The organism is Serratia sp. Ser99, from assembly GCF_024519545.1.
GTDB classification, from domain to species: domain Bacteria; phylum Pseudomonadota; class Gammaproteobacteria; order Enterobacterales; family Enterobacteriaceae; genus Serratia; species Serratia liquefaciens.
Window position 1 is genome coordinate 141597 of the sequence record NZ_JALJRT010000007.1, and the last position, 19400, is coordinate 160996.

General features: G+C 56.2%; 17 protein-coding genes, 1 tRNA gene and 1 other RNA gene. 13 read left to right on the forward strand and 6 right to left on the reverse strand.

Annotation, left to right across the window (positions count from 1 at the left end):
• Nucleotides 1-5: 5 nt before the first annotated feature.
• Nucleotides 6-1019, reverse strand: a complete 1014-nt coding sequence (locus NR114_RS15465; protein ID WP_041414090.1) for a TRAP transporter substrate-binding protein — start codon at nucleotides 1017-1019, stop codon at nucleotides 6-8.
• Nucleotides 1020-1341: 322 nt separating this feature from the next.
• On the opposite strand from NR114_RS15465, the gene NR114_RS15470 reads away from it, so the two are divergent.
• Nucleotides 1342-2790, forward strand: coding sequence for a carboxylesterase (locus tag NR114_RS15470; RefSeq protein ID WP_234529269.1), 1449 nt, complete (start codon nucleotides 1342-1344; stop codon nucleotides 2788-2790).
• On the opposite strand, the gene NR114_RS15475 is transcribed toward NR114_RS15470, so the two are convergent.
• Both NR114_RS15475 and NR114_RS15480 read right to left on the reverse strand, forming a co-directional pair.
• Entirely contained in the window at nucleotides 2787-3536 is a 750-nt protein-coding gene (locus tag NR114_RS15475) for an NAD(P)-dependent oxidoreductase (protein ID WP_122080534.1), read from the reverse strand. The two genes, NR114_RS15470 and NR114_RS15475, sit on opposite strands and share 4 nt — an antisense overlap.
• A 91-nt stretch (nucleotides 3537-3627) precedes the next feature.
• Entirely contained in the window at nucleotides 3628-4491 is an 864-nt protein-coding gene (locus NR114_RS15480) for a LysR family transcriptional regulator (protein ID WP_234529270.1), read from the reverse strand.
• Between the two features lie 114 nt (nucleotides 4492-4605).
• On the opposite strand from NR114_RS15480, the gene NR114_RS15485 reads away from it, so the two are divergent.
• From NR114_RS15485 to NR114_RS15500, 4 genes are all read left to right on the forward strand, one after another.
• Nucleotides 4606-5364 (forward strand): SDR family NAD(P)-dependent oxidoreductase, encoded by a 759-nt coding sequence (locus NR114_RS15485; RefSeq protein WP_234529271.1) that lies wholly within the window; start codon nucleotides 4606-4608, stop codon nucleotides 5362-5364.
• 262 nt (nucleotides 5365-5626) lie between these two features.
• Nucleotides 5627-7489, forward strand: a complete 1863-nt coding sequence (gene bglF, locus NR114_RS15490) for a PTS beta-glucoside transporter subunit IIABC (protein WP_234529272.1) — start codon at nucleotides 5627-5629, stop codon at nucleotides 7487-7489.
• Nucleotides 7490-7503: 14 nt separating this feature from the next.
• Nucleotides 7504-8907 carry a glycoside hydrolase family 1 protein gene (locus NR114_RS15495; protein WP_115057938.1) on the forward strand — a complete coding sequence of 468 codons (1404 nt, stop codon included), beginning with the start codon at nucleotides 7504-7506 and terminating at the stop codon, nucleotides 8905-8907.
• Between the two features lie 128 nt (nucleotides 8908-9035).
• On the forward strand, nucleotides 9036-10430 hold the full coding sequence (locus tag NR114_RS15500) for a carbohydrate porin (protein ID WP_041414092.1): 1395 nt from the start codon (nucleotides 9036-9038) through the stop codon (nucleotides 10428-10430).
• A 3-nt stretch (nucleotides 10431-10433) separates the two neighbouring features.
• Here NR114_RS15500 and NR114_RS15505 read toward each other — a convergent pair whose 3' ends face one another.
• Nucleotides 10434-11033 carry an HD domain-containing protein gene (locus tag NR114_RS15505; RefSeq protein WP_041415142.1) on the reverse strand — a complete coding sequence of 200 codons (600 nt, stop codon included), beginning with the start codon at nucleotides 11031-11033 and terminating at the stop codon, nucleotides 10434-10436.
• A 112-nt stretch (nucleotides 11034-11145) separates the two neighbouring features.
• Between NR114_RS15505 and NR114_RS15510 the strand changes: the two genes are divergently transcribed.
• The 8 genes from NR114_RS15510 (at nucleotide 11146) to NR114_RS15545 (ending at nucleotide 18392) form a co-directional block, all read left to right on the forward strand.
• Complete coding sequence (locus NR114_RS15510; RefSeq protein ID WP_020824719.1) at nucleotides 11146-11610, forward strand: MarR family winged helix-turn-helix transcriptional regulator; 465 nt, start codon at nucleotides 11146-11148, stop codon at nucleotides 11608-11610.
• A 157-nt stretch (nucleotides 11611-11767) separates the two neighbouring features.
• Nucleotides 11768-12193 (forward strand): organic hydroperoxide resistance protein, encoded by a 426-nt coding sequence (locus NR114_RS15515; protein ID WP_004934114.1) that lies wholly within the window; start codon nucleotides 11768-11770, stop codon nucleotides 12191-12193.
• 221 nt (nucleotides 12194-12414) lie between these two features.
• The gene (gene eptB, locus NR114_RS15520) at nucleotides 12415-14109 is read left to right on the forward strand and encodes a kdo(2)-lipid A phosphoethanolamine 7''-transferase (RefSeq protein ID WP_048759427.1); all 1695 of its coding nucleotides are present in this window, start codon (nucleotides 12415-12417) and stop codon (nucleotides 14107-14109) included.
• Nucleotides 14110-14475: 366 nt separating this feature from the next.
• The gene (uhpA, locus tag NR114_RS15525; RefSeq protein WP_234529273.1) at nucleotides 14476-15066 is read left to right on the forward strand and encodes a transcriptional regulator UhpA; all 591 of its coding nucleotides are present in this window, start codon (nucleotides 14476-14478) and stop codon (nucleotides 15064-15066) included.
• Nucleotides 15066-16601, forward strand: a complete 1536-nt coding sequence (gene uhpB / locus NR114_RS15530) for a signal transduction histidine-protein kinase/phosphatase UhpB (RefSeq protein ID WP_046374768.1) — start codon at nucleotides 15066-15068, stop codon at nucleotides 16599-16601. The genes uhpA and uhpB overlap by 1 nt, the downstream gene beginning before the upstream one ends.
• Before the next feature lie 100 nt (nucleotides 16602-16701).
• Nucleotides 16702-18033 (forward strand): MFS transporter, encoded by a 1332-nt coding sequence (locus NR114_RS15535; RefSeq protein WP_020824723.1) that lies wholly within the window; start codon nucleotides 16702-16704, stop codon nucleotides 18031-18033.
• 120 nt (nucleotides 18034-18153) lie between these two features.
• Nucleotides 18154-18230 (forward strand) — tRNA-Pro (locus NR114_RS15540).
• Nucleotides 18231-18262: 32 nt separating this feature from the next.
• Nucleotides 18263-18392, forward strand: a non-coding RNA gene (locus NR114_RS15545) — RtT sRNA.
• A 53-nt stretch (nucleotides 18393-18445) separates the two neighbouring features.
• Here the strand turns inward: NR114_RS15545 and NR114_RS15550 are convergent.
• Both NR114_RS15550 and NR114_RS15555 read right to left on the reverse strand, forming a co-directional pair.
• Nucleotides 18446-18802, reverse strand: a complete 357-nt coding sequence (locus tag NR114_RS15550) for a hypothetical protein (protein ID WP_020824724.1) — start codon at nucleotides 18800-18802, stop codon at nucleotides 18446-18448.
• Complete coding sequence (locus NR114_RS15555; protein WP_048762474.1) at nucleotides 18790-19086, reverse strand: DUF6516 family protein; 297 nt, start codon at nucleotides 19084-19086, stop codon at nucleotides 18790-18792. The genes NR114_RS15550 and NR114_RS15555 overlap by 13 nt, the downstream gene beginning before the upstream one ends.
• Nucleotides 19087-19400 lie beyond the last annotated feature (314 nt).

Sequence of the window (19400 nt, forward strand, 5' to 3'; positions counted from 1 at the left end):
GCGCGTTACGGCTGCGCTGCGGCATGAATGGCGTCCAGCACCGCTTTGGCCTGTGGATACTTAGCGGTAAATGCCGCCTGCAGCGGCAGGGTTTGCTGGCGGAAATAGTCGCGGTCGGTTTCGCTGAAAATCACGCCGGCGGCTTTCAGTTTTTCCATGGCCTGAATTTCTTTTTCCGCCGCAATTTTGCGTTCATAAAGGGTGGCTTCGTTGGCCGCGGCCAGCACCTCGTCACGCAGGTCTTGCGGAATGCGCTGGAAAGCCGCCTGGCTGATGGTGGCTACTATCGGGTTATAGATATGACGGGTCAGCGTGGCGTTTTTGGCGATCTCGTAATACTTGCTGGTGTACACCGTGGCGGCATCGTGTTCCACGCCGTCGATCACTCCCATCTGCAGTGCGGAGTAAACCTCACCGCCGGGCATTGGGATTGCCGTAGCGCCCATGCTTTTCAGCGTGGCGATGAAATTGGGGGCCGGCAGCACCCGCACCTTCATCCGATTAAGATCCTGCGGCGACTGCAGCGGTTTTTTACTGTAAATGTTGCGCGCCCCCAGGCTGAAACCGTAACCCAGCACCTTGATATTGCTCTGTTTGGCCAACATGGCGCTCAGCAGTTGGCCTGCCTGGCCGTCGAGCGCCCGGCCCAGCTGTTGGTTGTCATTAAACAGATAACCCAGATCCAACACGCCGATCTCCGGCACCAGCGTGGCCCAGATGGAAGTCCCGGAGATCATCATGTCGATCGCGCCGATGCGCACCTGCTGCACCGCATCGGCTTCTTTTCCGAGCATGCCGTTCGGGAAATAGTTGAGGGCAATTTTACCCGGCAGACGCTGCTCCAAATTCTGTTTGAAACGGTTGAACCAGATAGCGTGTGCGGAGTAGCCATCGTCGGGTAACGATGAATACACCCGCAGGTTGACTTCGGCGGCGTTGGCGCGCAGCGGCAGGGTAAACAGCATAAATAACAACGTGATAAACAGGCGCGGCGTTAAGCGGCATGTCATTGATTTCATGAGCCTGGCTCCCGATCGCAGACAGCCTGCGATGCTGGTGGTGAAGATGATTCCCCTGCTGGGCAATGCGGTAGGGACAGGGGGGAACGGGACGATACTTTGTGTCTTAATCTTTAACTATAACGTTTTAGTGTATCGTTACAGAAAACCTACAAACATTCGGTTGGCAGATCAATTTTTATCCGTGAAAAAGGCCGGGAAATGCGCGTTCTGTGAGCAGGCTCTAAAAATAGGCGAGTAGAAGTTGGCGGTCAGTGAGCTGACCCTGCGGGCGTTTAGCTTCTATAATCGCTGCTGGATAACCGCGAATTCAGGAGTGAGCATGCCTTCCAGGGCGATAATTAAATGGACCAAACGACTGACGATAGTGGGCGTCACCGTCTTGCTCACGCTGTTTGCGGTGCGGGTTTACGATACTCAGCGCGGCCCTGCGTTGGAGCCTTGGCATACTTTTGTGCCGCACGAGTTGTCGGCCGCCGAGCTGGATAAAACCAACTGGCAAGGTTATCTGGCCGCAGAGAGCCGGGTGTTTGACGAGGTGAAAGTTAACGTCACGGACAAACTCTCCGCCAGCGAACGCATTCCGCTCAACCGCTATTTTGACGGCAGCCCGGTCTACCCGGAACATTTTGCCCACGACTGGAACCGCTCCTACGAATTGCTGCCGCAGGGCGAACCCCGTGGTGCGGTGGTGCTGCTGCACGGCCTGACAGATTCGCCTTATAGCCTGCGGCATATCGCTGAGAACTACCGGCAGCAGGGGTATGTGGCGGTAGGTATTCGCCTGCCGGCGCACGGTACGGTGCCGGGGGCACTGACCGATATTGAATGGCGCGACTGGCTGGCGGCAACGCGTTTAGCCGTGCGCGAGGCGCGCAGCAAGGCCGGAGGCGACAAGCCGCTGCATATCGTGGGCTTTTCCAACGGTGGTGCGCTGGCGATGAAGTATGCGTTGGATGCGCTGGACGATCCGCAGTTAGCGGCGCCGCAGCGGTTGGTGTTGATCTCACCGATGATTGGCGTGACCAGTTTTGCCCGTTTCGCCGGTATTGCCGGCTGGCCAGCGGTGTTTCCGGCGTTTGCCAAAGCGGCCTGGCTCGGCGTCCTGCCGGAGTTTAACCCCTTCAAATACAATTCATTTCCAGTGAACGGCGCGCGTCAGTCTTACCTTCTCAGCAACGGTCTGCAACAGCAAATCGCTCGGGCAGCGCGTGACGGCAAGCTGGACAAATTGGCGCCGGTGCTGACCTTCCAGTCGGTAATGGATTCGACCGTCAGTACGCGGGCGGTGATCCGCGCGTTATATAATGAATTGCCGGCTAACGGCAGCGAACTGGTGCTGTTTGACGTCAATCGTACGGTAAACTTTGGGCCCTTGCTGCGACCCAATGCGGCGGCGGCGGTCAGCCAACTGTTGCCTGCTCCGCCGCGCCGTTATCAAACCACGGTGATTGCCAACGCCTCGCCCGAGAGTAGCGAGGCCATTGCCAGTGTGACAGCGGCCGGAGAAACGACGCAAAGCGTACAGCCACTGGGCATGACCTATCCGGCGGACATCTATTCGCTGTCGCACGTGGCACTGCCATTCCCGGTGAGCGATTCGCTTTATGGCCGCTTCCCGGCTCTGCGCGGCGAGTTCGGCATCAGCCTGGGCACGCTGGCAGCGCGTGGCGAACGTTCGGTGCTGGTGGTCGATCTGGATTCGCTGATGCGCATTGCCTCTAACCCGTTTTTCCCTTATCTGCTGCAGCGCATCGATAGCAAGCTTTAGTCGAAACCGAGGATGCTGAAGGCATCGTCCTGCGGGTAGTAGCCGAGCAGGCGGGTGGTTTCCTCCAGCGACAGGCGCTTATAGCGGTTGTTGGAAACGCCGTGCACCACCGCATGGTGCACGCCTTCAATGCGCAGGCAGCGTTCGAGCAGATCGGCGGCGTCGCGATGGCTGAGGAAGGCGCTCATATCACGGGCGCTGAGTTGTTCACCGCGTTCCAACGTGGTGAAGTTGGCGATGCGTACCGACAGTGAAGACAGCCCCTCCTGATGGGCAAAGTAGGCGGCGATGCCCTCGCCAAACGCTTTGCTGACCCCGTACAGATTTTTCGGCTTGGGCGCGTCCTGCGGTCGAATTTGGTAATCCAACGGATAGCCCTCCACCGCCTGCGCGCTGCTGGCGAACACCACGCGTTTGCAACCGGCGTCCTTCGCCGCACGGAAGATATTGAAGGTGCCGAGGATATTGTTGTCCATCAGTGAATTGCAAAAATCGGCATCGGGGGAAGGATCGGCCGCCAGGTGCAGTACGGTATCGATATTGGCGCAGGCCGCCCGGCAAGCTTCGATATCGGCGATATCAAAACTGATGATCTCGTCGTCCGGCTGCAGATTGTGCAACAGGCTGACGTCTCTTTCCGCCAGCCGCAGCTGATAGCGATTGCCAACGGACTGACGGAATGCCGTAGCGACCCGGCCGCCCGCGCCGGTAATCAGAATTCGTCCAAACTCAGTACGCAAAGTCATGATCTCAGCTGTCCCTAAAGTGAATTACGCGGTGATCAGTAATAATCCCCTGCGTGACTTTTGTCCAGCATCAATTAGCCTTGCTGATGTTTTATGTCACCAATGGGCATTTTTTTTCGATGGTATCCGCCAGAAAAGTCATCACTGCGCGTACGGCAACGGACCGCGCCAGATCGGGATAAGTGACCAGCCACAGCTCGCGAGTTGGCGCGGCGATGGGGGTGGGTAAAACCACCAGATCTGGGTCGCTATCGGCGACAAACGTCGGCAATACCACGGCACCTAGCCCCGAACGCGCGGCTTCTTGCAGCGAGAACAGATCGCTGGCCTCAAAAACCACCGGGCGGCCCTGCAACAGTTGCTGCAGCCACTGCTGGTGGGGCTGGTGTTGGTAGTGGTGGTCATAAGCGATAAAGGCCCGTGCGGCTTCCGGCAGGGCTGCGTGCTGCGGCGTGGCGTACAGCGCGTAGCGCATCATGCCGATGCGCTGAACCAGCAGATCTGGTTGTTGCGGACGTACCATCCGCACCGCCACTTCGGCATCGCCACGGTCCAGTTCGGCGATGGCCGACTCGCCGGAAAGTATCAACGTAATATGCGGAAAAGCCTGATGAAATTTCGCAATCTCCGGTGCGATAACCCGTGCGGCTATCGACGGCGGTGCACTGATGCGCACCTGGGTTTGCGGTGTTTCGCCGGCGCTGCGCGCATGACGGATAATGGCATGGCTTTGGTTTTCAATCTCGGCAGCCAGGCCGGCAATCATTTTGCCATCCTGTGTCAGCGGTGTGCTGCGCGGCAGGCGGAGGATCAGCCGCAGACCGAGCGCTTTCTCCAGTGCTGCGACTCGGCGGCCCACGGTGGCGTGATCACAGCCCATTTCTCGCGCCGCTGCCGACAATGAACCGGTACGCGCCAGCACCACAAAGTGTTTTAAATCCTGCCAATCGAACATCAGTGAATTCCTGCACAGTATCGTTGCAAATTTATGGAATATTCACACAGAGCGGGGTGTGATTCAATGCCGTTATGTTTGAAACCAAATTGAATTATTCAATAAGGTAATCTTATGAATTTGCAACTGCAGGATCGCGTCGCGTTGGTGACCGGCGCCAGTGAAGGAATCGGTGCGGGTATGGTCAGGGTATTTGCAGCGCAGGGCGTTACCGTGGTGGCTACCGCCCGTCGTGAAGATCGCCTGCTGGCCCTGGCAGATGAGATCGCGAAAAGCGGTGGCATACGGCCTTACGTGATTGCGGCGGATATCACCGATGCAGGAGCACTCGACAGCCTGCTTGCTCAGGTGCAGCAACGCTTCGGCACGATAGACATTGTGATTAATGCCGTCGGCGGGGCTCGTCCAACCGCACTGAACGAAGGCGACGCGGGTTGGGAAGAGGCGTTTGCCCTGAATTTCACGCCGGCGCGTCGGGTCACCCACGCACTGCTGCCCGGCATGCAGGCGCAGGGATGGGGCCGGATCATCAACATCAGTGGCTCGATGGAGCCGCGTAGTTTAAACGCCGCCACTGCCGCTAAAGGCGCATTGCATCTGTGGGCCAAGGGGCTGGCGGGAGAGGTGGCGGCGCAGGGCATTACCGTCAATACGCTGCAGCCCGGGCGGATTAATAGCGAACAGGTGCGTGAAAAACTGCACCCGACCGACGCCGCGCGCCTGGCATTTATCGAACAGAATATCCCGATCGGCTATTTTGGCGAGCCGGAAGACATGGCTCATCTGGCCGCGTTTCTTTGTTCCCCGCTCGCGCGATATATCACCGGTGCGGTGATTCCGGTAGACGGCGGCATGCACTATTTCGCTCACTGACGCTGTTTTGTACGGCGGATCACAGTTCGGTAATTTGCCGTCGCAAGCTCTTGCCTCGACAAAAAGTCGGGTGGTAACGTCATAACTCAGCCGATTTAGGGTTGTCACTGCTCAGGCAGGCAAAACCTAAACCTCGTGCTTCTGTTCCCTTCGTGGGTGCAGAGGCCATGAGGTTTAGGTTTTTTTTTGCGCTGAATTCTGTGGCGGCGATTGGCCACCGCTGAATGGGATTTGGCAGAATGCAGGATTGAAGGATATCGCGATGAAATATGAAGCATTAGCCAGTGAGATTTTGGCCGGCGTCGGTGGCCGCGACAACGTAAAAAGCCTGGTGCACTGCGCCACTCGCCTGCGCTTCAAGCTGCGCGACAGCCGCCGTGCCGACGCCGCCGCCCTGAAAAAAAATCCGGGTGTGATCATGGTGGTGGAAAGCGGCGGGCAGTTTCAGGTGGTGGTAGGCAACCATGTGGCCGACGTCTACAACGCGGTCAATCAGGTGGGCGGCCTGAGCGAGCGTGAGGCGGTGGCGGAAGATGGTGACAAAAAAGACAATCTTTTCAGCCGCTTTATCGACGTGGTCTCCGGCATTTTTACTCCGCTGTTGGGGGTGATGGCCGCTTCGGGGATCCTGAAAGGCTTCCTGGCATTGAGCCTGGCCTGCGACTGGCTGCTTGAGAGCAGCGGCACCTTTAAAATGCTGTTTGCTGCCAGTGATGCGCTGTTTTACTTTTTGCCCATCATGCTCGGGTACACCGCTGGGAAAAAATTTGGCGGTAACCCCTTCATCAGCATGGCGATCGGCGGTGCTTTGACCCACCCCCTGATGATGGCGGCGTTTGAAGCCGCCCAGCAGCCCGATGCGGTGCGGGAGTATTTCTTCGGTATCCCACTGACCTTTATCAACTACAGCTCGTCGGTCATTCCGATCATATTTGCCGCCTGGATTTCGTGCCGCCTGGAGCCGCTGTTTAACCGGGTGATCCACAGCGCGGTCCGCAACTTTATTACGCCGCTGTTGTGCCTGGTGATCACCGTCCCGCTGACTTTCCTGCTGATCGGCCCGGCGGCCACCTGGCTCAGCCATCTGCTGGCCAATGGCTATCAGAGTATTTACGCCTTTAACCCAATTATTGCCGGGGCGTTTATGGGCGCGATGTGGCAAGTGTGCGTGATCTTTGGCCTGCACTGGGGACTGGTTCCCTTGATGATCAACAACCTGAGCGTGTTTGGCCGCGACACCATGGTGCCGCTGCTGCTGCCGGCCGTGATGGGGCAGGTGGGGGCCACGCTGGGCGTGATGTTGCGTACCCGTGACGCCAAACTTCGGGCGCTGGCAGGTTCTGCTATCGGCGCAGGGATTTTTGGTATCACCGAGCCCGCCGTTTATGGCGTGACCCTGCCGAACAAGCGGCCGTTTATTTTCGGCTGTATCGGGGGGGCGCTGGGCGGAGCGGTGATCGGTTATTTCCACACTGCCACCTATTCCTTTGGTCTGGTGAACGTTTTCACCTTTGCGCAGATTATTCCCGCCGGTGGCTTTGACGCCACGGTGTGGGGCGCGATTGCCGGTACCTTGCTGTCGTTCTGCTTTGCGGCGGTGGCCAGCTATCTGTTCGGCGTGGTCCCCGTTGAAGCTGTCGCCGAGCAGGCGCCTGCAGCCCCGCTTAATCGCAAACAGTCCGTCGTCAGCCCGATTGCCGGTGACGTATTGCCGCTGGAGCAGGTGAACGACGCGACTTTCGCCAGCGGTTTATTGGGCAAGGGGGTAGCGATTGTCCCATTGCAGGGCCGAGTGGTTTCACCGGTCGCCGGACACGTGGCCTCATTGTTTAAAACCCGGCATGCCATCGGCATTGAATCGGACGACGGTGCGGAGATCTTGATTCACGTCGGTATAGATACCGTCAAGCTCGACGGGCTGCATTTCAGCGCCCATGTGCGAGAGGGGGATCGGGTTAAGCCAGGCGATCTGCTGATTGAGTTTGACCAGGCAGCGATCCGCGCCGCCGGTTTTGACACCACTACGCCGATCATCATCAGCAACAGCGATGACTACGTCGAGGTGTTGGCCAGTGGCGAGAGCAGGGTGCGGGAGCAGGCGCCGCTGCTGACTTTATTACGTTAACCGAGGAGAAAACCATGAGCAGCAAATTTCCAGACCATTTTCTGTGGGGCGGTGCGGTAGCGGCCAATCAGGTGGAAGGAGCCTATCAGACCGACGGCAAAGGCCTATCGACCTCTGATTTGCAGCCGCAGGGCATTTTCGGCGCGATTGTCCCACGGGTTGACGGCGACAGCGGCATCAAGGACGTGGCGATCGATTTTTATCATCGTTACCCGCAGGACATCGCGTTGTTCGCTGAAATGGGCTTCAAGTGCCTGCGAACCTCCATCGCCTGGACGCGGATTTTCCCGCAGGGCGATGAGGACACGCCGAACGAGGCGGGGTTGGCGTTCTATGATCGGTTGTTCGACGAAATGGCAAAGTACGGCATTCAACCGCTGATCACGCTGTCGCACTACGAAATGCCGTATGGGCTGGTGAAACGCTACGGCGGCTGGGGCAGCCGCAAGACCATCGGCTTTTTTGAACGCTACGCACGCACGGTGTTCGAGCGCTATAAGCACAAGGTGAAGCACTGGCTGACCTTTAATGAGATCAATATGTCGCTGCATGCGCCCTTTACCGGCGTTGGCCTGGCGGAGGACAGCAGCAAGAGCGAAATTTACCAGGCCATTCATCATCAACTGGTAGCCAGCGCCAGGGCGGTCAAAGCCTGCCACGAAATCGTGCCGGACGGCAAAATCGGCAATATGCTGTTGGGCGGTATTGTTTACCCGCTGAGCTGCCGACCGGAGGATGTACTGGAGACTCAGCGCCAGAACCGCGACTGGCTGTTCTTTGGGGACGTGCAGGCCCGCGGTGACTATCCGGCCTATATGCAGCGCTACTTCCGCGAAAACGGCATTCAGATTGAGATCACCGCCGAAGACCGGCTGGCGCTGCGCGAGACCATCGATTTTATCTCCTTCAGCTATTACATGAGCGGCTGCGTCACCACCGACGAACAGCAAAACAACGCCGCCCGCGCCAACATTCTCAATATGGTGCCTAACCCGCATTTGGCCAGTTCGGAGTGGGGCTGGCAGATCGACCCCGTTGGCCTGCGTTATTTGCTGAACGTCTTGTACGATCGCTATCAGAAGCCGTTGTTTATCGTCGAGAACGGGTTGGGGGCCAAGGACCGTATCGAAGCCGACGGCAGTATCAACGACGACTACCGCATCGATTATCTCAACGATCATCTGGTGCAGGTGGCGGAAGCGATCGACGACGGCGTAGAAGTGATGGGCTACACCAGTTGGGGGCCGATCGATCTGGTCAGCGCTTCTAAAGCCGAAATGTCCAAACGCTACGGCTTTATTTATGTCGACCGCGACGATGCCGGTAACGGTAGCCTGGAGCGCCATCGCAAAAAGAGTTTTTACTGGTATCGCGACGTGATTCAAAGCAACGGTAACTCACTGAAAGAAAAAGCCTAGGTTTTACCCATTAACCCGGTGGCAATCACCGGGTCATGACCTTTATCTACTGCTGCCAATGTTTGGGGAATTCTCGCCCAGGGAATGCTGTTGCCCGCAGTCAGCGTAATATGCGGAGAAATATAATAATGAAATACCCATTACCTCACTCAATAACCTGCGCAGGATTACTGTGGATCAGCGTTGGCGCACAGGCGGAAACTTTGCAAACCGCCAAAGACGTGGAGGCGCCAACGGCCCAGTGGCAAGGCGTCGCGCTCGGGTTTGAACCGCCACAACCTGGGTTGTTGGGCGACATGCTGGGGATCAGACCGATCCTGGAAGATCATGGCTTTCACTATAATCTGGGTTATCTCAGCCAGCTTTCCTATAACGCCGGCGGTGGATATAACCACGACAGGCAGGCGTCCTATATTGATCAGTTCTCGCTGACCTTCAGCCAGGACCTGCAGGCGCTGACCGGCATTCCGGATGCGGCGCTTGAAGGCAATATCGTTAACCGCAACCATGATAACAACCTGACGCGCGACCGCCTGCAGGATCCGCGCGTTAATCCGACCGATTTGTCCCAGGAAAGTTACGGCGGCCAGTCGATCACCCGGCTGGGGTGGCTGACCTTTAGCCGCAGTTTTCTGGAGCGTCGGCTGCAATGGCGTATCGGCATGATGAACAAGGTGCAGGATTTCGATCAGATCATTCCCTGTGATTTCCAGACGCTGACGCTGTGCGGCGGCAAGTCCGCCAACTCATTGACCTGGTATAACTGGAACGTCCACTACTGGGGTACCACGCTGCAATACAAACTGACCGACGGGTTGACCTTCAAAACCGGCCTGATGGAGCAGAACCCAAGCGCCCCAAGCCGCAGCCATGCCTGGAGCTGGTCGACCAAAGGCAGTAAAGGCCTGTTGCTGCCGATGGAGCTGGAACTGAAAACCCATGCGGTCAATCAGTTGCCGGGGGTATATAACCTGGGAGTGTTGTTCACCAATGCCCGGCAACAAGATTTGTATGAGGGGGTCTCCGGCGGCCCGGGAGCGAGCGATCCAAACGGCTATCGCAGCCATGACCGCACCTGGTTCCTGTACAGTGGTTTTAACCAACAGCTAACGCGTCATCCGGATGATGCCAATCGGGGTCTGAGTCTGTTCTACAGCCTGGGATTGGCAGATCCGCGTTCCAACTATATGCATTACTCCACCTCCACCGGTATTCGCTACCGCGGATTGTTTGACGCGCGGCCGGACGATTGGCTGGGCCTGGGCGTTTCAATGGTCAAGTTGAGCGACCATTACCGGGATAATCAGCGTTACCTGAATCAACTCAACAACGCCACCGCGTATAACGATCCCAATTTCCGCCCGGTGCCAGGACATTCCGTGACGGCAGAACTCTACTATCGCTTTAACGTCACCCCCTGGCTGCAGCTGCAGCCGGGCCTACAATACTGGCATCATCCGGGGGGCGTAAGTGAAACGCAGGATGCCTGGGTGACGGCGTTGAAAACCGTGGTGACCTTCTGAGGGTTACGCCGCATCGCTTTCCCGGTAACGCTGGCGTGCATGTTCGAACCAGCTTGCCGGGACGTTATGCGGCGGCAACAGCAGCTTTTCCAGACCCTGCTCGACGATATGGTTGGCCTGGCGCCACAGCGTCGGGTCACCTTCGGTCAGCACTTCCAGCAGACGCTGTTTTTCTATCAAATAAGTGCGCGCAAAATGGCTGTCGAATTCCAGCAGTGAACGGGTGTTGTCGATCAGATCGGCCAGTTTGATGGTTTTGGCCTGCGGTGAAGCGTTGGCGCTGTGCCGTCGATCGCGGTTTTTACGTTCGAAGCGGTTACCGCCGCCGGTGCCGCTGACGTTGGTCAGCATTGCCACCAGTTCTGCCACCTTTGGCCCAAAATGGCTCTCGATATCGCCGAGGGTGGTGGGCGTGTCTTCCACCGTGTCGTGCAGCCAGGCGGCAGCCAGCATTTCCTCGCTGTGCGGCACGCTGCTGACGATTTCCATTACCGCCTGCGGATGAACGATGTAGGGGTCATTGGTGTATTTGCGGCGCTGATCGATAGCCGCATGCGCCTTGGTGGCGTAGCGGCGTGCGCGTTCTACCAGTGTGGTTGTCATATCCTTTTCCTCCGGCACAGCACCCTGCTGTGGCATCCCCTGCATTAAAAAAGGTAGCATACCGATTAAAAAATAGCTTGCGATTACATCGTGCGCTATCTATATTCAAAACATGAAAAGTAAAAACCCCGAACACCCCGTAGCGAAAAACCTGCTGCTGCTCGATCAGCAGATGTGTTTTGCCCTGTACTCCGCCAATCTGGCGTTGCACAAGGTGTATCGCAAACTGCTGAGCCAGCTTGATCTCACCTATCCGCAATATTTGGTGATGCTGGTGCTATGGGAGCGTGACGAAATCACGGTTTCGGACATCGGCGAGCGGCTGTTTCTTGATTCCGCCACGCTGACGCCGCTGTTGAAGCGGCTCGAGACGGCAGGGCTGTTGTTGCGTTACCGCGCCACGACCGACGAGCGACAGGTGATTATCGCGTTAACCGACGCCGGGCGCGCGCTGCGTGAAAAAGCGCAGGCGGTGCCGGAAGCCGTGATGTGCGCTACCGATTGCAGCCTCGATGAAATCGTTAATATCAAGCAGCAGCTCGAAAAGCTGCGCGGCAAGCTGATAGATCAGATTTGAAGAACGGCTGCCAGACGCAGGATCGGCGATCCTGCGCTACACTGAAATAAGTGGGTAATTTGAGTAGTGCGCGATTTAATCGTGAAAGATAGACCTGTGATCGGGTTCAGCCAACTGGATCCGATATGATGCCTCCAACCAAAAGAAGGAATGATTTATGTCGATTGAAAAAGTTGTTTACCGCGCTCATGCCACCGCAACCGGTGGCCGCGATGGCCGTGCGACCTCATCCGACGGCGTGTTGGATGTCAAACTGGGCGTGCCGAAAGAAATGGGTGGCGCGGGTGGCGAAGTCACTAACCCGGAACAGCTGTTTGCTGCCGGTTACTCGGCCTGTTTCCTCGGCGCGCTGAAGTTTGTTGCGGCGAAAGAAAAGGTGAAAATTCCTGCCGAAGCCAAAATTGATGGCACCGTCGGCATCGGTGAAATCCCCAACGGTTTCGGTATCGAAGTGCAACTGGATATCAGCCTGCCGGGTATCGAGCGCAGCGTGGCGGAAGACCTGGTGAAAAAAGCCCACGTGGTCTGCCCTTATTCCAATGCTACCCGCGGCAATATTGATGTAACGCTTAACGTTAAGTAAGACTTTCGCCAACGTCACGGAAAAAGGGGAGGGTTATCCCTCCCTTTCTCGTTCTGCCCCGCCTTTACACTTCTCACAAAAAATGAAAAAAATATCCGTTTCTTGAGAATTCTCTTGATTATTACCCCCGAAATAGCGCTTATTGCCGATCGGCTGAACCTGAAGCCGCATTGAATGTCTGACTGATTCAGAACTGTTACCGTCCGGAGCCACCGCGTTACATGAACAAAGTTAAATCGCTTTCACAGCAGAATTTATCGTTATTGTTAGCGATTTATATCGGCATCTTTTTAAACCTTTCCGTTTTCTATCGTCGCTTTGATTCGTTTTCGCACGGCATTCAGGGGATTAAGGTTATTTCTGCGGTAACCGAGGTTATCGCGATCGTGCTGTTTACCTTCTTTATCATGCGGCTGGTCTCGCTTGGTGGCCGGCTGTTTTACCGTATCGTTGCTTCACTACTGGTGCTGATTTCCGTTGCCGCCAGCTATTACATGACGTTCTTCAACGTGGTGATTGGCTACGGCATTGTGGTTTCGGTCATGACTACGGATATCGACCTGTCAAAAGAAGTGGTCGGCTTGCACTTTGTATTGTGGATGCTGGTGCTCAGCGCCTTGCCGCTGTTGTGCATTTGGAAAAACAACCTGCGCTACACGCTGATCGAACAGCTGAAAACCCCAGGGCACCGGGTGAAACCGCTGGTGGTGTTGGTGGCGGTGGTGGCGCTGGTGTGGTTGCCGCTGCGTATGTTGGACAGCGAACAGAGCGCGCAGGAAAAAATCACCAATGTGGATTTGCCGAGCTACGGTGGCGTAGTGGCGCACTCCTATTTGCCATCCAACTGGCTGTCTGCGCTGGGGCTGTTTGCCTATACCCGGTATGACGAAAGCCAGGATCAGGCCAATTTGTTCGACCCGGCCAAGAACTTTACCTATGTGCCGCCGGCCGATATCGATGATACCTACGTGGTGTTTATTATCGGTGAAACCACGCGCTGGGATCACATGGGGATACTGGGTTACGATCGTGACACCACACCACGCCTGTCCAAAGAGAAAAACCTGGTGGCGTTCCGTGGTGAATCCTGCGATACCTCGACCAAACTTTCTCTGCGCTGCATGTTCGTGCGTGAAGGCGGTACCTCAGACAACCCACAGCGTACGTTGAAAGAGCAGAACGTGTTTGCAGTGCTGAAGGATCTGGGCTTCACCTCGGAGCTGTTCGCCATGCAGAGCGAGGTCTGGTTCTATAACAATACCGAAGTGAACAACTATTCGTTCCGCGAAATGATCGCCTCCGAGAAACGCAATGACGGTAAATCGGTTGACGACATGCTGTTGGTAGACGAAATGAAAGAGTCGCTGGCCCGCTATCCGCAGGGCAAGCACATGGTGATCCTGCACACTAAAGGTTCGCATTACCTCTATTCACAGCGTTATCCACGCAGCTACGCGCGTTACCAACCTGAGTGTACCGGCGTCGACAATTTCTGTTCTAAAGAGCAGCTGGTTAACGCCTTCGATAACTCAGTGTTGTATACCGACAGCTTTATCGCCAACGTGATTGATCAGGTGCGTGAGAAGAAGGCAATTGTGTTCTATTCGTCCGATCACGGCGAATCTATCGGCGAGAATTCGCACCTGCACGGCACGCCGCGTGAAATGGCACCGCCGGAGCAGTTCCGCGTACCGATGATGGTATGGGCATCCGATAAATTCCTGGAAGATCCTCAGCATCGCGGGGCGTTTGAACAACTTCAGGCCCAACAGCGCGTGGGTAAAACCCACCGTCATGTAGAGCTGTTCGATACCATTCTCGGCTGCCTCGGATATACCTCGCCGAACGGCGGCATCGTGGCGAAAAACAACTGGTGTAATATTCCGCAGGAAAAATTGCCGGCGGCACAGTTGTAACCTCTGCAATACCGGGCGCACTGCGCCCGGTAAAATCTGTTAATACCTTCCCTTCATCAATTAATCCGGCACAGGCTTGCGGTATATACCCGTCATCTTTCAACTTGCAGCGTTATTACCTGCTTACAAGACCCGTCCGTGGGTCTTGCCCCTTCGGGGCTGCTGCAAGCAGCGTTCAAATCTGTTCCCGACAGATTTGTCGTTCACCCCAGTTACTGTAGGGGGCGAATAAATTCGCCCCGATTAATGCGGGCGCAGCATGCGGCGCCCCTACAGTACCTGGAGATGAACGAGCTGGGCGCCTAGCTGCAACTTGAAAGCTATAGGGTATACTTGGGCACTTTCCCCCTCGAACCGGAGATTTCCATGACCTTGCGCGTGGCGTTTATTGACGATCATGACATTGTGCGATCGGGCTTTGTGCAACTGCTGTCGCTTGAGGCGGATATTCAGGTGGTGGGGGAATTCAGCAGTGCTGCTCAGGCGCGCGCTGGGTTACCAGGCCTGGAGGCGGAAATCTGCATCTGCGATATTTCGATGCCGGATGGCAGCGGGTTGGATTTGCTGGCGGACATTCCCTCGGGTATTCGGGTGGTGATGCTGTCGATGCATGACAATTCGGCGCTGGTAGAAATGGCGCTTGAGCGTGGCGCCTGTGGCTTCTTGTCCAAACGCTGCAAGCCGGAAGATTTGATCACCGCGGTGCGCACCGTCGCCAGCGGCGGCGTGTACCTGATGCCTGAAATCGCCCAACAGCTGGCACGGGTGAAGGTGGATCCCCTCACGCGTCGCGAACGCGAAATCGCGCTGTTACTCGCCCAGGGGCTGGAGGTACGGGAGATTGCCGTCGCCCTGGGGCTATCGCCGAAAACGGTCCACGTGCATCGCGCCAATCTGTTCGCCAAGCTGGGCATTAACAATAACGTCGAACTGGCGAAGCGGATGCTGAATCTGTGATGCAACGCCTGATCACCCAACTGGCGCTGTTTTTCATTTATGCCACCAGTGCGTTTTGCCTGTGGGGCATCGGTACCGCGCTGATCGACCCGCCCTGGCAGGCGCTGCTGCTGTTCCCGTTCGGCCTGCGCCTGGGCATTCTGCTGCAAAGCCCTTATCGCTTCTGGCCGGGGATCTTGCTGGCCGACCTGTTGCTGATGGTATTGCTGGCGGATCAGTTCGGTTACGGGCCGGCGCTGTGGGCTTCGGTGGTGGTGCTGGTGTTGACGGTGCTGCTTAGCCTGGTCGCGTCCCCGTGGCTGCTGCGCCATCAACAAAACGACAGCGAATGGCAATGGCCGCTGATGCAGGGCGCAGTGGTGGCGGTCGCCGCACTGCTGCAGGCGCTGGTGTGGCAGGTGGTGAACGGCGAGGGCGCACGGGCGCTGTTGCTTGGGCTGGCGGGTGGCTTCACCATCGCCCCGACCTGCCTGCTGCTATGGCACTATCTGGCGCGGCAAATCTGGGTACCGCTCGAACCGGGCCTGATCCATAAACCGGTGACGCTGCGGTTACGGCATCTGGCTACCTATCTGCTGCTGTTTGCGCTCAGTATCTGGCTGCAACAGCAGGTGAATGCCGCCGAACTGCGCCGCTTTGCGCCGTTTTGTCTGGCCATCCCGATCGTCTTCATGTCGTACCGTTACGGTTGGCAGGGGGCGCTGTTGGCGACGCTGCTCAACGGCGTGGTGTTGGTCGCCAACGAGCCACCGCAGCCCGAGTCGCATCGCGACCTGCTGTTGTCGCTGCTGGCCCAGAGCCTGACCGGGCTGCTGCTTGGGGCCGGCATTCAACGCCAGCGTGAGTTGAACCAGCAGCTACGGCTGCGATTGACGGAAAACCGCCAGTTGGCGCGCGCGCTGGTGACGGCCGAAGAGCAAACCCGGCGGGAGGTCGCGCGTGAGCTGCACGACGAAGTCGGCCAGACCATCACCGTTATCCGTACCCAGGCCAGTATTATCAAGCGTCTGGCACCACAGCCGCCGGTGATCGGCTGTGCAGAAGCGATAGATACGCTGGCGCTGCGGGTGTATGACGGCGTTCACGACGTGCTGACTCAGCTGTGGCCCGCCGCCCTGAATAACCTGCCGCTGTCGGCGGCGGTGGCGGCGATGTTGCGTGAGTCGCTACCGCAGGATACGTCGCTGGTGAGCACGATGCAGTGGCAGGTGCCGGATGAACTGTTGGATGAAACGCTGAAAATTACCCTGTACCGGGTCTGTCAGGAGGGGGTGACCAACGTCTGCCGCCACGCTGCTGCCAGCCGCATTGAGCTGGACGCGCGTCTTCGTCACCGTAAAGGGCGACCGCCGCAAATCCTGCTGACCATTCGCGATAACGGCATCGGCATCGATTTGGCTGACCATGAGCCGGGTTACGGCCTGCGCGGCATGCAAGAGCGCATTAGCGCACTGGGGGGCCAACTGCGGCTGACGTCGGAGCATGGCACCTGTTTGAATGTGATCTTACCCACAGTTTCAACGGCAGAAGCGTAAAACTAGGAAATACTCCTAACTGCGTCGGGAATCCGGCGTAAGCCATTCGCGCGCGCGCGCAGCATGATAGCGGCACTTTTCCTATTCTCTGAGGTTTCACATGTGGTCTTTCCTTAAAAGCCGCCAGGATGTGCCGCCGGTTACCGATCAAAAACAGATCGATGCCAGCTATAAATACTGGCGTATCCAGCTGATGTGGACGATGTACATCGGCTATGCCGCGTTTTACTTTACGCGCAAAAGCTTCAACTTCATCATGCCGGCTATGCTGAGCGATCTTGGCCTGACGATGTCCGATGTCGGCATCCTGGGTACGCTGTTCTACATTACTTACGGCTGCTCTAAATTCATCTCAGGCATGATCAGCGATCGTTCCAACCCGCGCTATTTTATGGGCCTGGGTCTGATCATGACCGGCGTGCTCAATATCTTCTTCGGGCTTAGCTCTTCGTTGCTGATGCTGGGTACGCTGTGGATCCTCAACGCCTTCTTCCAGGGCTGGGGCTGGCCGCCTTGTTCAAAAATCCTCACCAGTTGGTATTCCCGCTCCGAACGCGGCAGTTGGTGGGCTATCTGGAACACTTCGCACAACTTCGGTGGTGCGCTGATCCCGCTGCTGGTCGGCTTTATCTCGCTGCACTTCAGCTGGCGCTACGGCATGATCATTCCGGGCATTATCGGCGTGTTATTGGGCCTGCTGATGTGTTGGCGCCTGCGTGACAAGCCGTCATCCATGGGGTTGCCTAGCGTCGGTAAATGGCGCAACGACGCCATGGAACTGGTGCAGGAATCGGAAGGCCAGGGCCTGACCAATCGGGAAATCATCAAGCGTTACGTGCTGACCAACAAGTACATCTGGCTGCTGGCAGTGTCTTACGTGCTGGTATACATCGTACGTACGGCGATCAACGACTGGGGCAACCTGTACCTGACGCAGGAAAAAGGCTATTCGCTGATGACCGCCAACTCGGCGATTTCCCTGTTCGAAGTGGGTGGCTTTATCGGCTCGCTGGTGGCCGGTTGGGGCTCCGACAAGCTGTTCCGCGGTAACCGTGGGCCAATGAACCTGATCTTCGCCATCGGTATCTTCCTGTCGGTGGCGGCGCTGTGGCTCATGCCGGGCGTGACCTTCCTGCTGCAGGCTGCCTGCTTCTTTGCCATCGGCTTCTTTATCTTTGGCCCGCAGATGCTGATCGGCATGGCGGCGGCGGAATGTTCGCATAAGGATGCCGCCGGAGCGGCGACCGGTTTCGTCGGTCTGTTTGCCTATCTCGGGGCGGCACTGTCCGGCTACCCGATTGCCCGCATCATGGAAATCTGGCACTGGAACGGTTTCTTCGTGGTGATCTCTATCGCCGCCTGCCTGTCCGCGCTGTTCCTGCTGCCGTTCTTGCGTGCGCAATCACCGGCGCTGAAAACCGCCAAGGCATGATGCAAAAGCGCGGTACAGGGCATCGTACCGCGCTTTATGACGCTTTTATCGCCACTTGGCGGGCTGGGTTGAAAAAGTGATTGACGCGTATTATCCCCAGCAGTAAGATGCGCCCCGCATCGGCGAGTAGCGCAGCTTGGTAGCGCAACTGGTTTGGGACCAGTGGGTCGGAGGTTCGAATCCTCTCTCGCCGACCACATTTGAAAAACCTGCTTTATAAGCAGGTTTTTTTTCGCCTGTTATTTATAGGATGAGAACCTCCGAAGGAGGTTTGAGCCGAGCGCAGCGAGACCACGTTGCTTTAGCAACGGCCCGCAGGGCAAGCATCAAAGATGCGCGTAATCCTCTCTCGCCGACCACATTCGAAAAACCTGCTTTATAAGCAGGTTTTTTTTCGCCTGTTATTTGCCCTTCAGGCTGCTTTTCCTGTTACGAAGTCAAAATGAATTTCGTCATAAGAGAAGATAATCTTTGCACCTTTCTTATCTAAAACGCCGGCATTCAGTAGTGCTTGCACATCCGTATGTACGGCTTTGAAATCCCGGTTTAGTCGTCTGGAAAGCTCTCGAATCGACATAGCTTCTGCACCGGTCATTATTTCCAGCAGAGTCATCCGATTAGCGTTCAGCAAGACATAAGTCAGCGTTTTGACATCGGGAAATATCAGCCTGTTACCCATCTCCTTACCGGATAAAGCTTTGGCAAAATCAGTCTTCAACCCGTCTATTGCCTGTTGGACAGGCATTACACTTACCCTCAGAGTGCGCATTTCGGCCTCCTTAGCTGGTTAACTTCTGCAATAAAGTCGTCAATCAGCTGATTAATATCGATAAAATTTATCGAGATCTCAACGGTATCCAGATGCTTATGGTCACCTTTGCCTGCCTCGTTGTCGTAGCGTAATACGCATTTATCCTCAACCACATAGGCCAAGCGATATTTGTACTTGTGGTTGCTGCCTCTTACCGCAGAAGTGACGTCCCATACAACCAGACTGAGCAAACTGTTTGTATCCAGCCAAATACGCCTGTTCATTACGAGTGTCGCTGGCATTGAACATTCCTTGTTGATGTTTACGCTACCATCAATTTAAATTTGATGTCAATAATGACATCAATCCCATGACAAATATTGATCCTTGCCCAGAAATTAATTCACACTCCTTATTCCTATTGGCAGCGGTGATTCATTATTAAATAAATTCATCGCTGCTCAATAAAACCCGCTTGATGGCCATCTTGTTTTAATGATTATTTTATCTATAGTCTGAATACACGAAATGGGAATGATAGATTTCCGTTGCGTGGAAAGATGAATACTTATTTATTGATTTTAATCGGCCAGGATTATTGCGGGATTATTTTGTT

Bases quoted from the DNA above. Each gene is read 5' to 3' on its own strand.
- NR114_RS15465 (WP_041414090.1), bottom strand. From the start codon at position 1,019: ATGAAATCAATGACATGCCGCTTAACGCCGCGCCTGTTTATCACGTTG.
- NR114_RS15470 (WP_234529269.1), top strand. From the start codon at position 1,342: ATGCCTTCCAGGGCGATAATTAAATGGACCAAACGACTGACGATAGTG.
- NR114_RS15475 (WP_122080534.1), bottom strand. From the start codon at position 3,536: ATGACTTTGCGTACTGAGTTTGGACGAATTCTGATTACCGGCGCGGGC.
- NR114_RS15480 (WP_234529270.1), bottom strand. From the start codon at position 4,491: ATGTTCGATTGGCAGGATTTAAAACACTTTGTGGTGCTGGCGCGTACC.
- NR114_RS15485 (WP_234529271.1), top strand. From the start codon at position 4,606: ATGAATTTGCAACTGCAGGATCGCGTCGCGTTGGTGACCGGCGCCAGT.
- bglF (WP_234529272.1), top strand. From the start codon at position 5,627: ATGAAATATGAAGCATTAGCCAGTGAGATTTTGGCCGGCGTCGGTGGC.
- NR114_RS15495 (WP_115057938.1), top strand. From the start codon at position 7,504: ATGAGCAGCAAATTTCCAGACCATTTTCTGTGGGGCGGTGCGGTAGCG.
- NR114_RS15500 (WP_041414092.1), top strand. From the start codon at position 9,036: ATGAAATACCCATTACCTCACTCAATAACCTGCGCAGGATTACTGTGG.
- NR114_RS15505 (WP_041415142.1), bottom strand. From the start codon at position 11,033: ATGACAACCACACTGGTAGAACGCGCACGCCGCTACGCCACCAAGGCG.
- NR114_RS15510 (WP_020824719.1), top strand. From the start codon at position 11,146: ATGAAAAGTAAAAACCCCGAACACCCCGTAGCGAAAAACCTGCTGCTG.
- NR114_RS15515 (WP_004934114.1), top strand. From the start codon at position 11,768: ATGTCGATTGAAAAAGTTGTTTACCGCGCTCATGCCACCGCAACCGGT.
- eptB (WP_048759427.1), top strand. From the start codon at position 12,415: ATGAACAAAGTTAAATCGCTTTCACAGCAGAATTTATCGTTATTGTTA.
- uhpA (WP_234529273.1), top strand. From the start codon at position 14,476: ATGACCTTGCGCGTGGCGTTTATTGACGATCATGACATTGTGCGATCG.
- uhpB (WP_046374768.1), top strand. From the start codon at position 15,066: ATGCAACGCCTGATCACCCAACTGGCGCTGTTTTTCATTTATGCCACC.
- NR114_RS15535 (WP_020824723.1), top strand. From the start codon at position 16,702: ATGTGGTCTTTCCTTAAAAGCCGCCAGGATGTGCCGCCGGTTACCGAT.
- NR114_RS15550 (WP_020824724.1), bottom strand. From the start codon at position 18,802: ATGCGCACTCTGAGGGTAAGTGTAATGCCTGTCCAACAGGCAATAGAC.
- NR114_RS15555 (WP_048762474.1), bottom strand. From the start codon at position 19,086: ATGCCAGCGACACTCGTAATGAACAGGCGTATTTGGCTGGATACAAAC.